This window comes from Acinetobacter sp. SK-43 (assembly GCF_015351505.1).
Lineage (GTDB): Bacteria > Pseudomonadota > Gammaproteobacteria > Pseudomonadales > Moraxellaceae > Acinetobacter > Acinetobacter junii.
In genome coordinates this window covers 23,656-36,576 of sequence record NZ_JADKPY010000041.1, presented here as the reverse complement: position 1 = coordinate 36,576, position 12,921 = coordinate 23,656, and the positions used below count along the sequence as shown (strand labels likewise).

General features: G+C 36.0%; 11 protein-coding genes, 1 tRNA gene and 1 pseudogene. 4 read left to right on the top strand and 9 right to left on the bottom strand.

All coding sequences use genetic code 11. From position 1 onward, the window contains the following. Positions 1-539, top strand: a pseudogene (locus IRT38_RS09185) (hypothetical protein); the annotation flags it as partial. Positions 540-631: 92 nt separating this feature from the next. On the opposite strand, the gene IRT38_RS09180 reads toward IRT38_RS09185, so the two are convergent. Continuing rightward, complete coding sequence (locus tag IRT38_RS09180) at positions 632-1,579, bottom strand: MobA/MobL family protein (protein WP_016543152.1); 948 nt, start codon at positions 1,577-1,579, stop codon at positions 632-634. A 502-nt stretch (positions 1,580-2,081) separates the two neighbouring features. On the opposite strand from IRT38_RS09180, the gene IRT38_RS09175 reads away from it, so the two are divergent. Beyond that, positions 2,082-2,777, top strand: coding sequence for a hypothetical protein (locus IRT38_RS09175; RefSeq protein WP_016543151.1), 696 nt, complete (start codon positions 2,082-2,084; stop codon positions 2,775-2,777). A 253-nt stretch (positions 2,778-3,030) separates the two neighbouring features. After that, entirely contained in the window at positions 3,031-3,333 is a 303-nt protein-coding gene (locus IRT38_RS09170) for a hypothetical protein (protein ID WP_008941996.1), read from the top strand. Between the two features lie 24 nt (positions 3,334-3,357). Here the strand turns inward: IRT38_RS09170 and IRT38_RS09165 are convergent, their stop codons facing one another. From IRT38_RS09165 to efp, 8 genes are all read right to left on the bottom strand, one after another. Continuing rightward, entirely contained in the window at positions 3,358-4,380 is a 1,023-nt protein-coding gene (locus IRT38_RS09165) for a tyrosine-type recombinase/integrase (RefSeq protein WP_016543150.1), read from the bottom strand. Between the two features lie 206 nt (positions 4,381-4,586). Next, positions 4,587-4,663: transfer RNA gene (locus IRT38_RS09160), tRNA-Val, on the bottom strand. Positions 4,664-4,698: 35 nt separating this feature from the next. Beyond that, positions 4,699-6,687: a transglutaminaseTgpA domain-containing protein gene (locus IRT38_RS09155; RefSeq protein ID WP_194597504.1), complete on the bottom strand. Its 1,989-nt coding sequence runs from the start codon at positions 6,685-6,687 to the stop codon at positions 4,699-4,701. Between the two features lie 2 nt (positions 6,688-6,689). Next, positions 6,690-7,607 (bottom strand): DUF58 domain-containing protein, encoded by a 918-nt coding sequence (locus tag IRT38_RS09150; protein ID WP_194597503.1) that lies wholly within the window; start codon positions 7,605-7,607, stop codon positions 6,690-6,692. A gap of 13 nt (positions 7,608-7,620) precedes the next feature. Next, entirely contained in the window at positions 7,621-8,580 is a 960-nt protein-coding gene (locus IRT38_RS09145; protein ID WP_004913090.1) for an AAA family ATPase, read from the bottom strand. A gap of 78 nt (positions 8,581-8,658) precedes the next feature. Further along, on the bottom strand, positions 8,659-8,961 hold the full coding sequence (locus IRT38_RS09140; RefSeq protein WP_126132172.1) for a YbdD/YjiX family protein: 303 nt from the start codon (positions 8,959-8,961) through the stop codon (positions 8,659-8,661). 2 nt (positions 8,962-8,963) lie between these two features. Then, complete coding sequence (locus tag IRT38_RS09135) at positions 8,964-11,066, bottom strand: carbon starvation CstA family protein (RefSeq protein WP_004953347.1); 2,103 nt, start codon at positions 11,064-11,066, stop codon at positions 8,964-8,966. A 177-nt stretch (positions 11,067-11,243) separates the two neighbouring features. Continuing rightward, on the bottom strand, positions 11,244-11,813 hold the full coding sequence (gene efp / locus IRT38_RS09130) for an elongation factor P (protein ID WP_004913097.1): 570 nt from the start codon (positions 11,811-11,813) through the stop codon (positions 11,244-11,246). Positions 11,814-11,900: 87 nt separating this feature from the next. Here efp and epmB point away from each other — a divergent pair, with 87 nt between their 5' ends. Then, positions 11,901-12,917: an EF-P beta-lysylation protein EpmB gene (gene epmB / locus IRT38_RS09125; RefSeq protein WP_194597502.1), complete on the top strand. Its 1,017-nt coding sequence runs from the start codon at positions 11,901-11,903 to the stop codon at positions 12,915-12,917. Positions 12,918-12,921: the final 4 nt, after the last annotated feature.

Here is a 12,921-nt window from a genome sequence, read left to right as displayed (position 1 = left end):
CGATTAACTATAAGAAACTCAAACAATTCATCAAAGTCGACAGTCAAAAAGATCATCAGGCTAAAGTGAAATCACCCCTTTCTGCTCCAGTCGCTGCACCAAGATTACAAAAGTCAGCACCAGCACATACTGTTCAACCGAGCACACTAATTAATTCGATTCAACAGGCATTTCAAAATATCAAGGTTAGATCAAATAGATTTGAACCAACATTAAAAGTGGCAAAGGAATCCCTTATAAGCCCCGACTTTGTCACGCGTGAATCTTATTCAATAGTTGGATTAAGCCAACCACTCCACCCTGCGGCATCCAAGGAAATATTAAAAAATATGGATATGGACTACCGCTGCTTTTATCAAGCACTGCGGCAACAACGGGTAGATATTGATTATGATGATCAGCGTATTCAACAACTGTTAAAGTATCAGAAGCGAATTCTTCAACATATTGTATATATCAAACAAAATTTTGCAGGACATGAGCGTTATCAATGGCATACGCTTGAACAATTACAGATGGAAAACTATTTTAAGAAATAGGTCAAATTGCACTAAGACCAATTCAGTTGATCCGTCCATAGAAAGTATATAGACAGATCAACTGATTTAATTAAAGGCTGAACTAATACATATTAGAAGTCAAAATCAAATTTTTTAGATTGAACAAGTTGTGGTCTATTCTGGTTTTCCTGTTCACGTTTTCTAACTAAGGCTAATTCATACTCATTTTTATAGCGTTCGCATAAGTTGTTTTGACGTATTTGCCAAATGTTCTTTCTATATTCTGCTACCTTATCTTGATCTTCAGGATCAGTGCTATAGAGTAACGACCTCGGAATTTGTGGGACATCTTTTAAATTGGTTCCATGTTTTTTATTATAATCTTCATTAGATAAGCACGATACTGCACTGCTCACTTCGATTTCCATACCATGAATTTCTATAATTTTTGTGGGCGCATATTTTTCTAAAAATTCATTTATTATTTTTTCAGTTTGTGTTCGGTAATGAAATAATATATTACGACCGAATCCAAGCACATCAGCCGTGATTTTTAATGCACCTCCTTTTTCAGGATTTTTTTGACGATATTGCTTAAAGAACTGCTCGGGGGAACGTTGAATATTATCCAACATACTTTTTTCTGAAAATAATAAATGTAAATGTGGCTGTTCTGACTGCCCATCGAGCGCAGCCACATGATTATGAATTGCGATTGTTGATGGCATTTTATATTGACCACAAAATTCATACATTAATCTTTCAGACAACTCTATACGGCGATTTTTATCCAGTTCTTTTGGCAAAGCGATTGTAATATGTGATGAGGTTCGTCTAGTCTCACTTGTATATTGATCAGCTGCATACCAAAACTTTTCAGGATTATTTTCAGACCAAATCGGCATATTATAGGATGCACAATATTCAAGCTCTTCAATGTCACTTTTATGCTTTGAAAAATATAAAGTACGCGTAATATAGTGATATGCACTTTTTGAGAGTCGACACTTTGAATCACCATCACTCAATTTTATTTGACTATCACCTTTAACGTTGTGACTTAAATGAAAATAATACATTTTTACTTCCGATATTAATTTAACTGGGATATCGGATCCTACAAAATTTTAAAAATTCATGATTCGTTTCGTGAAGAAAAATGAAAAAAAATATTTTTCAATTAAAACGCATGAGCAATACCACTCCCATAATTTCAATTTGTATAATAAAAACAATAACTTAGTTGTGTGTTTTGTTTGTATGTAGAAACAGTAAATCTAAAACATGAGTAACGCATAAATTATATAATAATCAATTGCTTAAAACTAAAAGTGCTGCGCAGCACGAGGAGAAGTGTCTTTTAAAGCGAGCGAAGCGAAATTTAAAAGACACGGAAACGAGATATAAAAAATCTTTTTTGCATTCGCAAAAAAGATTTTTTATCTGCCCCACCATTAACAGCCATAAATTAACAGTTAAAACTAACAGAAGAGTAGTTTTTTTTGAAAACCTCAACTTATGACGATTTTTTTTTAGACTCTGTGATATACCAACATTTTCTTAAATGCAGATGGTTTAAAAATGGCTAGAACTAGATTAACAGTAGATGAAATGATTTTAAGTGTTGAAAAGCACTTAAAACAGATAGCAAGACGCACTCATTCAGATGAGTTAATACTACAATTGATTCGATCAAAAACTGCAAATCAATTTACAGAAGAAGACATTAAAAATTTGAGGAATAAATATCATAAAGTTTTAGAATTAAATAGATTAGAAGAAGTAATGGACACTATCTGCTCAATCAAAAAAAGTGATCGCTCTGATATTGAAAAAGACATTGTTGATTTTAGTGGATATGAAGACCCTTTCTCTCAGACTGATGAAAGATTAAAAATAGCCTTAAGGATGCTAAAAAACTACAATCGAAGAGTTCCTGATTTAATAAAACAAAAAGCACATGATGAAATCAAAAATTCATTTCATAGTTCTTATAGACAAGTAAAACAAAAGATAAAAGATCGAAAGCAAGAGAATCATGAGAAATTTTTTCTTGGAAGTGTGCTTATATCATTTTTTAAATCACAAAATATTGAAATGAATTATCTTGAGAATACACTTAAAATGATAGAGCTTTATCAAATAAAAAATTATTTTAGAAAAGAGCTGTTTTTAGAATCAGAAATCAAAGAATTTAAATTTTCAGAGCAAGGTAGAAGCTTTAACGACAAGAAAAACGCGATTTTATCTGATCCTAAAAATCCTTTTAAAAAATAAACAATAAAATTAAAAGATAAAGCAGTATACGTTAACTCATTTATTTTAGATGAGCTAAGCAGTCGACGTTGTTATTACCAACAACGAACAAAAGATTATTTACTGATATAATAAAAAAAATAAGTCTTTTTTTTGATTTTTTAAACATATCTCATCTTTTTTTTAATTAATTTGTTAAATTATATTTTATAAGTAATTGTATTGCTGACCCTCTGCAATTATTTTTAAATCTATTTTTTTAATTGGAAATAATATGGGAATTATAAACAAATATGTCATGGTGATTGAATCTGATGAACCTCCACAAGTTTTCCTAAATGATACTATTCCAAAAGTCGGGAAAGTCATTGAACTTAAAACAGAGCAACTACCCAACCGTGTAGATGCAGCGTGGTTACAAGAAAGATTTAGTATCTCGCGCAAAGCACTTATTGAAAAATTGAGAATTTTTAACAGAGGTACTGATACTAAACATCTTTACGATCCGAAAGAAGTCATACCAATTTTAGAGAATTTTAATGTCACCAGTAGACGTGGCGCACATCGAAAGAAATAAGGGAGCAATTGCTCCCTATTTTATTTAAGATGCGTTCATCATTTTAGCAATGTCTGAAGCGGTCGGATTATAATATGTATTAATCAGAGTTTTAATATCCCTATGTCCTGTAACTTTAGCCAAGATTTCCACAGGTAATTTGCGTTTATTCACAAATCGAGTAATAGCTTCATGCCGTGTATCATGAAAATGAACTACATTATGCAATTCTGTTTTCCCAATTGCTCTTTGCCAAATTAATCTAAATGAATTTGAATTATGTGGAATTAATTTTACTCTATCCATGTAAGGGATAAGGTTTAGAAGATCACGGGCTTCTTTAGATAAGGGAACATCACGAGCATCACCATTTTTTGTGATTGGCAAATGTATGTAGTCAGGATAGATATTGTTACACGTAATCCCTAGAATCTCCCCTTTTCTCATAGCAGTTTCAATCGCAAAAAGAAAAGTCCATGCAACATACTGTCTTGGTGTTTGTGGCCTTGTTCCAATTTTATAATTAAGCGCCTTAAGTATGATTTCAATTTCACTATGACTTATTAGTCGATTACGGGCGGGAGGCTTAGTTGGCTTAGTGACCTGTGCGAATGGATTGTCTTCAATCAAGAAAAGTTCATTTTTGGCGTAATTAAAAACTGATGTGTATAAACACATTTGTCGATGTACTGTCCCAGGTGCGACTTTCTCTAAACGTTTATCTCGCCATTTTTTTACGTCAATAGGTTTAATTTCATAAATTGACTTTTCAGCAAGTTCACCAAAATAATTTTTAAATGTTTCTCTTTTTATTTGTTGCTTTATAAAGGATTTACCTCTTTTCTTATATCCAACTTCATCATAATATTTCTGACAAAGGACAAAGAATGAAAAATATGGTTTTTGCATCTGAGTTTTTTTAGGATCATACTCAGCTTTCATTTCAAGTAAACGAATAGCAGCCCATTGTTCACACTCTCGTGCAGTATCACGTGTGACACTGTCTCTAAGATTTTTATAGCGTACTTGAATACGCCAAGCATTGCCGCGCTTCACTGGTTTTTGCATAAATCCACCTTGGTGTCGTAGCAGCACCAAACACAAAACCCAAGTGTAAACTTGGGGGCGTTTTGGTGCTAAAACGGAAATAATAAGGTGTTTTTGACGCAGATTTTGACGATTTTAAACCATCAAGCTGACCAATTTAGCATTAAAAACTCTTAAATTACCTTAATTTTAGCGACTTAACTACTTGATAATTAAGTATAAAATTTTGGTAGGTATAAGCAGACTCGAACTGCTGACCTCTACGATGTCAACGTAGCGCTCTAACCAACTGAGCTATACACCTAGAATGAAAAGCATGATATTCATTTTTTATAAGCTTCACAAGTTTTTTTGAACCTGTTTTAGTGTAATCGCACAGTCTTTAAGCAAATGCTTAAAGAGCATGAGATTATTTTCATCCTTTTGCTCCTTAAAAATAATTTTTTGATATAACACAATAAGTTGTTCAAATGATTGATGACCATTAGCCTGTTCAGATAAACGATGCATCCACATCTGAAATGTCTCAGAATGTCTTTTTCGCAAGTGAATGGGCAACTTTTTCTGAAACTTTTGTATTTCACGCTCGTAAGACGTTTGTTTGGATCTTTGCACCCACCAATAATAAGCCGCATACAAAATTAGAATTGATCCAAATCCTCCGATTAAAATAATCACATAGGCATAACTTGAATTTAATCCTAAACGTGATAACCAATTCTTTTGCTTTTCTACATCATATCCAACGACTTTACTCTGCCACTGATAACTTAAATAATCACTCCAAATTCGCATGTTTTTTAGCATTTTAAACTGCTGTAAACGCCAAGCTTCTGATTGCTGATCACCCCAGACTGTTTCATCTTGGGCTGAATAATTTTGCATACCTGTGTCAATTCTTTGCGGCACAATCATCGCTGTTGGATCAATTCTTTGCCATTTACCATTTAGATAAACTTCACTCCATGCATGTGCATCTAATTGTCTTACCTCCCAACTCTGATTATCAGGTGCTAGTTGCCCCCCTTGATAACCTGTTACCACACGGGCAGGAATACCTGCATAACGCATTAACATTACAAAACTAGATGCATAGTGCTCACAAAACCCTTTACGACTTGAAAATAAAAACTGGTCTATGCGGTTTCCACCCAAAGTTCCAGGAGTTAATGTGTATACAAAACCATTTTTGCGATACCAAGCTAAGACACTTCGGATATATTGGTTCGGTTGATGCTGGCTTTGATTCAATAATGTTTCTGCGAGTTTCTGTGCTTTTGGATCTAATCCTTCAATATACCGAGTGTTTATTTCTATTTGTATTGGATTCAAAACTTCTGATTGGGCAGATATTCTGCCTAACCACAACATTTGTATTGGTTGATTTCGCTTTATCAATTTTGATGGGCGAATACTATCATCCTGATAAACCTGTAAATATCGTTCTTGAGGAACTGAATATTCAAGTCCCATGATCCAATTGGATTGTTCATCAGCTGATAAATATTGGTATTTAACTTGTTTTTGAGTAGCGTAATCCTCTCGCTTCAAACTTTGATTTGAATAATGACTGGTCCAAGTTGAACCATCATACATATCCAATACCAATGCTCTCCAATATAAATCATTTCGACTCGGCAACTGATTCATATTTGCCACAATACGAAATGCTAGAGCTGATGATTGCGACAGCTCCGCAATATCACCAGGAGACATACGATCACTAATCCCCGTCGTCGCACGATCTTGTTGAATTGGAATCGCCCACAATGGGGGTAAACGCGGGAAGAAAATAAATAATAAAATAAAAAATGGGGCCGCTACTGCTACAAATTTAAATATCTGCTTTAAATCACGTCTGAACTGGTTTGATGCTGTTTTTTGCTGAAAAAGTGCCGTTTGAATGCGATATAACCCAACCATACACATGATAAATGCAGAAAATACAACTAGCGCCATCCAGAATGCTTGACTGTGCAATAATAGACTAGCACTGACAAATAATGCGAAGTTAAATACAACCAAGAGATCTCGAGTATTTTTAACTTCCATTGTCTTTGCAATTAAACAGGTACAAAGAAATGCAACTCCTGCTTCCACACCAAACAAGCTTCGGTATTGTAGAAAGATCAAGGCAATAGAAACTATCGTAAATGGAACAAGGATCCAATTCGAAAATGCTGTGATTTGATTCTTTAAATATCGCCAAACCAAAACCAACAACACGACAGCCCATAAACCACTTAAAGTAAATGGAATAAACGGGATTTGTCCAATTAGTATTAAGACTAGCGCAACTAAAATACAGAAATAAATTTGTTTATTCATCATCAAGCCTGCGCCAGCAAAAGTTTAGCCTTGATTAACTGTGATTGACCTTGTCCACTTTCTAATCGTGCATGAGGCAATATCACAGCATAGTCATCGCCCAATAGTTCGCATTGCTCAATTAAACCCATCATAAAACTCAGTTTTTGTTCATGCCCTTGTGCAGGTATTTGTTGATAATCTATTTCTAAATATTGATGATTGGCTTGAGTTTCGAACATTTTAATAAAAAATCCTTGTCCTCTTGCAACCTGTTTCCAAGCTACATTCTGATAGGAATCACCATATTGAAATGCTCTTAGCTCTTTAAACTCATCTAAGCTGTCTTGAGTATTGGTAGGTTGGCTTTTATGTTCTTTTTGCCAATCGTGAGCTTTGGGAGCAATCCACACCTTATGCTTAGGATATAAATAAGTCCATGCACGCACTAAACCGAATGGGTAAGTAGAATATATTTTTATGGGTGAAAAATCGTATTGTCCTCGAGTATTTGGATAAAATGGCAACTCAAAAATTTGTTGAGTATGCTCAAAGCAGAAAAAATGTTCTTTCTCTTCACTAATTATTCTCAAATATCGGGTGAAGATACTTTTTTGTTTAAACATTATTTTTAGTGTAAATGAGTTATCCACTTGCCCTATTTCAGGAAAGACAAGCTCTATATCCAGCCGATGTAACTGCTTAAAAGTAAGATAAAAACTAATCCATAAAATTGCACTAATTAAAAAACAAAAACCTAGAATTAAGTTATTTGCGTAGTTAATACCTGCAATAAACGTAATCAAAATTAGCACAAGATATAGAAAACCTTGCCTATATAAAAAGATCAAAATATCTTTTTGTGTAAGTCGCTTCTTTTCATCAATTTGGAATCGTTTTGCAATCCAGTTTTGTAGTGGATGCTTGAATAATTTTTGCATATCCCACTCTCAACTAGAATGCCTCTACCGATTCTAAAATTTTTCTTACTTCATTTTCACCTAAACTGAGACGATGTGAAACTACAGATATAAACACCATCTGCACGTCGTCTGTCGTTACAAAAGCTCGCCCTTCTACTAATGCATAAGCTTGGGATGCAGCTTTTAATGCCAATACTCCACGTGTTGATAAACCATGACGTTGCTTACGTGTTTCAGCGGCCAAATCTAAAATATAGTTAAGTACAGCATCACTTAAAAAAACTTGTTTAGCGAGTTCACGTAAATGCAAAATATCCGCTTGATTAAATACAGAATCCAATTGATGAATAAGAAGCTGACGTGAACTTTGTTGAAGTAAAAGTTTTTCAGCTTGGCGAGATGGATAGCCCAAAGACAAACGCATTAAAAAACGATCTAGTTGAGACTCAGGCAAAGCATAGGTTCCACTTTGAAAGAGTGGGTTTTGCGTAGCCAGTACCCAAAAAGGCTGAGGTAATTCATAGTGAATACCATCAACTGTGACAGCCCCTTCTTCCATTGCTTCGAGCAACGCGCTTTGCGTTTTAGGGCTACAACGATTAATTTCATCCGCAAGTAAAATTTGAGTAAAGACAGGGCCTTTTTTAAATTCAAAAATATGTTCTTTTTGATTAAAAATATTGATACCAATCACATCACTCGCCAGCATATCATTGGTAAATTGGATTCGTTGAAAATGCAGTCCCGCCAAACGAGCTAAAGCACTGGCTAATGTTGTTTTACCCAAGCCTGGTAAATCTTCAAATAGCACATGACCGCCAGCCAACAAACAAGTCAGCGCAAGTTTAGTTTGTTGCGGCTTATCTAAGATCAGCTCATTAACTTGGATAAGGAAACTTTCTATTTTATGGCTAAAGCTTTTAATATCTTGTTCTAGTTGCTGATTTTGTATTTTTTTTTCTTGAACAGAAGCTTTTTCCATGCCCCACATAATTCTATCCCCAAAATAAAACAGTGTATGCTTCAACATACACTGTTTTGATTTTTTTTCAAAGAAATCAAATAACTTCTAGCAAGGACATTTTTTCATATTCCCGCCTGACGATGGGTAACGCGCATCGACACAGTGACGATAAAAAGTCTTCGCATCCATCGGTGTCAAATCTGGATGATGCTGTTGCATATGTCTAAGATAGTTTTCGTAATCTGGTACTCCAACCATTAAACGGAAACTTTTTTGCAAGTTCTGCCATAGAAGTGCGATACGAGACCAATTTCTTGGTGAGAAAATCAGGTGTTTTTGCGACATAATCGTGAATTTAATAATCTTCACGATTACGGAACCACCTTCTTTCGCAATTTTGAAATCCATGCTTATTCTCCCTTCACGCTATTCGCAGTCATCGGTACTTCTGAATAAACAGCAGGTGCCTCATTCACAGTAGGCGTTGAACTTGCTAATGCTTTGCGAATTGCTCCGATAGATGCAATTACCATTACGATAGCAACAATCATAAAGAATCCACACAACACCGCGTTGATTTGATTGGACATCACAATTGTTTGCATCTCTGCTACTGTTTTCGCCGGAGCGAGTAGCTCCCCACGTGCAATTGCATCAGAAAAACGGTTCGCTTGAGCAAGAAAACCAATCTTTGGATTCTCATGGAAGATTTTTTGCCAACCTGCAGTCATAGAAGTGATAAATAAGAAAACTGTTGGGACGATTGTGACCCATACATATTTCTCTTTCTTCATCTTGAATAAAATCACCGTACCCAAGATTAATGCCATTGATGCAAGAATTTGGTTACCAATACCAAAGAGTGGCCATAACGAATTAATGCCACCTAGAGGATCAACGACACCTTGATAAACGAAGAAGCCCCAGCCAGCAACCGCAACAAAAGTTCCAACTAAGTTTCCAAAAAAAGAGCTAGATTGTTTAACCGCAGGTACAACTATCCCGACCGTATCTTGCACCATAAAACGACAAGCACGTGTTCCTGCATCCACCGCGGTTAAAATAAATAATGCTTCAAACAGGATCGCGAAGTGATACCAAAAAGCCATCATTGAACGACTATTGAAAATTTCAGAAATGATATGTGCCATACCAATCGCAAAAGTCGGTGCACCGCCTGTGCGAGATAAAATAGAGCTCTCACCCACTTCTTGTGCGAGTACAGTTAACATTTCTGGTGTAACGATGAAACCTAAATTACGAACAGCTTCAGCAGCCGTATCAACAGTTGTACCCAGCACTGCTGCAGGAGCATTGATCGCAAAATAGATTCCTGGATCAAGTACAGTCGCACAAATCATTGCCATAATGCCGACAAAAGATTCCATCAACATTCCACCGTAACCTATCATACGAATATTTACTTCGTTATCGACGAGCTTAGGTGTTGTACCAGAAGAAACTAGCGCATGGAAACCAGAAATGGCACCACAAGCAATCGTAATAAATAGAAATGGAAATAATGTCCCTGCGAAAACAGGTCCTGTACCATCCACAAAATGCGTAACCGCAGGCATTTTCAAATCAGGCATTGCAAAGACAATACCGATTGCTAAGCCAGCAATTACACCAATTTTAAGAAATGTTGATAAATAATCACGTGGTGCTAACAGTAACCAAACTGGTAAGACTGATGCAATAAATCCATAAATGATTAATGCCCATGTCAATTGCGTTCCACTTAAGGTAAATAACTGTCCCCAATACGGATCTTTTGCGACATCACCACCAAAAACAATCGCGGCCATCATTAAGACGAAACCAATGATAGAGACTTCTGCAATTTTACCTGGGCGAAGATAACGCATGTACACGCCCATAAATAATGCAATAGGAATCGTTGCAGCAATACTAAATACACCCCAAGGGCTATGAGCTAATGCTTTAACCACAACCAGTGCAAGTACTGCTAGAATAATCACCATCACACCCAATGTACCGAGCATGACGATAACACCAGCAAAAGTACCCAATTCCTGCTTTGCCATTTCACCTAATGAACGACCATCACGACGTGTGGAGATAAACAGCACAAGAAAATCTTGAACTGCACCTGCAATCACAACACCGACGAGCAACCAAATTGTTCCTGGTAAATAACCCATCTGAGCCGCTAGAATTGGTCCCACTAAAGGACCAGCACCAGCAATCGCCGCAAAATGATGCCCAAATAATACGTATTTATTGGTAGGAACATAATCCAAACCATCGTTTAAACGATGAGCTGGGGTTAATCGCCTTGGGTTTAATTCAAAAACCTTGTTTGCGATAAATAAACTGTAGAACCGATATGCAATGCTATATACACAGACAGCAGCGAGAACCAACCAAACTGCATTTACATGCTCACCACGACTCACCGCCAATATCCCAAAAGAAATTGCCCCGATAATGGCAACTAAACTCCATAGAATCTTAGAGGAAAGCGATGTTTTTGCTTGTGTTATCTCCATTCAAAACCTCTCAAATATTTCACTTTTGGTGATTTGGATTTCCATTCCTATATTTTCTTTAGAAAATATCTTCGTGAGTTTATCGTTTATTAAAATAGATTTATCTAATACTTTGGCATAAAAAAAGGGATGATTCTTTATCATCCCTTCGATAATCGTATACTTTATGTTTAACGATTACGCACGCTCTAGGTAGTCACCAGTACGAGTATCTACACGAACGCTTTCTTCTTGCTGAACGAATAATGGAACACGTACCACAGCACCTGTTTCAAGTTTCGCTGGCTTACCTCCGCCGCCAGAAGTGTCACCACGTACACCTGGATCAGTCTCAACGATTTTGAGCACAACAAAGTTTGGTGGGCTTACAGTTAAAGGTACACCATTAAATAACATGATTGTACATTTTTCATTTGAATCATCTTTTAACCATTTTGCAGCGTCGCCCATTGCTGTTTTATCAGCAGCGATTTGCTCAAAAGTTACTGGGTCCATAAAGTTCCACATTTCGCCATCGTTGTAGAGGTATTCCATTTCTACTTCTACAATATCAGCAGCTTCTAAAGAATCACCTGATTTGAATGTTTTTTCTAATACTTTACCAGAGCGAAGGTTACGTAATTTTACGCGGTTAAACGCCTGACCTTTACCTGGTTTTACATATTCATTTTCCATGATTGAACATGGGTTACCATCCAGCATGACCTTAAGGCCAGCTTTAAAATCATTTGTAGAATAATAGGCCATGAAAGGCGCACTCCAACTTAAAACTCAAATCTATTAATGCTAGACTAGGCCAATAGCCTTTAGGCTAACACTATTTTAACGTATGGCATGATAAACTATTTACATCAAGAGAAAAACTGGCAATCACAACTCAGTGATCTAATTACTGATCCTTTAGAGTTGTTAAATCTGCTTGAGTTATCCACTGAACAGTTATTATCAGGGGCAATCCTTGCCTCTGAACAGTTCAAATTACGTGTTCCACGCGCATTCGTCGGAAAAATGAGCATTGGAGATCCTTTTGATCCCTTATTGCTACAAGTTTTACCCCATCATTTAGAACTTGAAGACCATCCAGAATTTGTTACTGACCCACTTGGTGAAGAAGCAGCTAATCAAATGGCTGGAGTTCTACATAAATATCAATCACGTTTTTTACTAACTTTAACGGGTGCATGTGCGATTCATTGTCGTTATTGTTTCCGTCGCCATTTCCCCTATCAAGAAAACCTACCCAAAAATGATGATTGGATTAATATCAAACAGTATATTGAGCAAAATCCACAAATTAATGAAGTAATTTTGAGTGGCGGAGATCCTCTAACTTTATCAAATCGAAAATTAGCACTTTGGTTGGAACGTCTAGCATCTCTCCCTCAGATTAAGATTCTGAGAATTCATTCACGTGTTCCCGTCGTTATTCCAAATCGAATCGATGAAGAGCTGATTTCTATATTAAAAAACAGTAGGCTACGCATTGTAGTAGTGATACACTCAAATCACGTAGCTGAACTTGACGACTTTACTTGTTCAAAGTTATTACAGTTATCAGAACACCATATTACAGTGCTAAATCAAGCAGTTTTACTCAAAGGTGTGAATGATTCTGCAGAAATTTTGAATAATTTAAGTTTGCGTTTATTTGACGCGCGTGTAATGCCTTATTATCTTCATGTATTAGATAAAGTAAAAGGCGCTCAACATTTTGATTTAAGGTCTTCAGAGATAGATCATATATATACTGATGTTTTAGCGAGTTTACCTGGATATCTTGTCCCTAAACTCGTAAGGGAAATTGCGGGCGAAAAAAATAAAACACCGCTTTTTGGGGTTCAAACGTTCTGAGATT

What these genes read in the sequence shown, in the direction of transcription:
- epmB (WP_194597502.1), top strand. Translation starts at nt 11,901, where the DNA reads ATGATAAACTATTTACATCAAGAGAAAAACTGGCAATCACAACTCAGT.
- IRT38_RS09140 (WP_126132172.1), bottom strand. Translation starts at nt 8,961, where the DNA reads ATGGATTTCAAAATTGCGAAAGAAGGTGGTTCCGTAATCGTGAAGATT.
- IRT38_RS09175 (WP_016543151.1), top strand. Translation starts at nt 2,082, where the DNA reads ATGGCTAGAACTAGATTAACAGTAGATGAAATGATTTTAAGTGTTGAA.
- IRT38_RS09145 (WP_004913090.1), bottom strand. Translation starts at nt 8,580, where the DNA reads ATGTGGGGCATGGAAAAAGCTTCTGTTCAAGAAAAAAAAATACAAAAT.
- IRT38_RS09180 (WP_016543152.1), bottom strand. Translation starts at nt 1,579, where the DNA reads ATGTATTATTTTCATTTAAGTCACAACGTTAAAGGTGATAGTCAAATA.
- IRT38_RS09170 (WP_008941996.1), top strand. Translation starts at nt 3,031, where the DNA reads ATGGGAATTATAAACAAATATGTCATGGTGATTGAATCTGATGAACCT.
- IRT38_RS09165 (WP_016543150.1), bottom strand. Translation starts at nt 4,380, where the DNA reads ATGCAAAAACCAGTGAAGCGCGGCAATGCTTGGCGTATTCAAGTACGC.
- IRT38_RS09155 (WP_194597504.1), bottom strand. Translation starts at nt 6,687, where the DNA reads ATGAATAAACAAATTTATTTCTGTATTTTAGTTGCGCTAGTCTTAATA.
- IRT38_RS09150 (WP_194597503.1), bottom strand. Translation starts at nt 7,607, where the DNA reads ATGCAAAAATTATTCAAGCATCCACTACAAAACTGGATTGCAAAACGA.
- IRT38_RS09135 (WP_004953347.1), bottom strand. Translation starts at nt 11,066, where the DNA reads ATGGAGATAACACAAGCAAAAACATCGCTTTCCTCTAAGATTCTATGG.
- efp (WP_004913097.1), bottom strand. Translation starts at nt 11,813, where the DNA reads ATGGCCTATTATTCTACAAATGATTTTAAAGCTGGCCTTAAGGTCATG.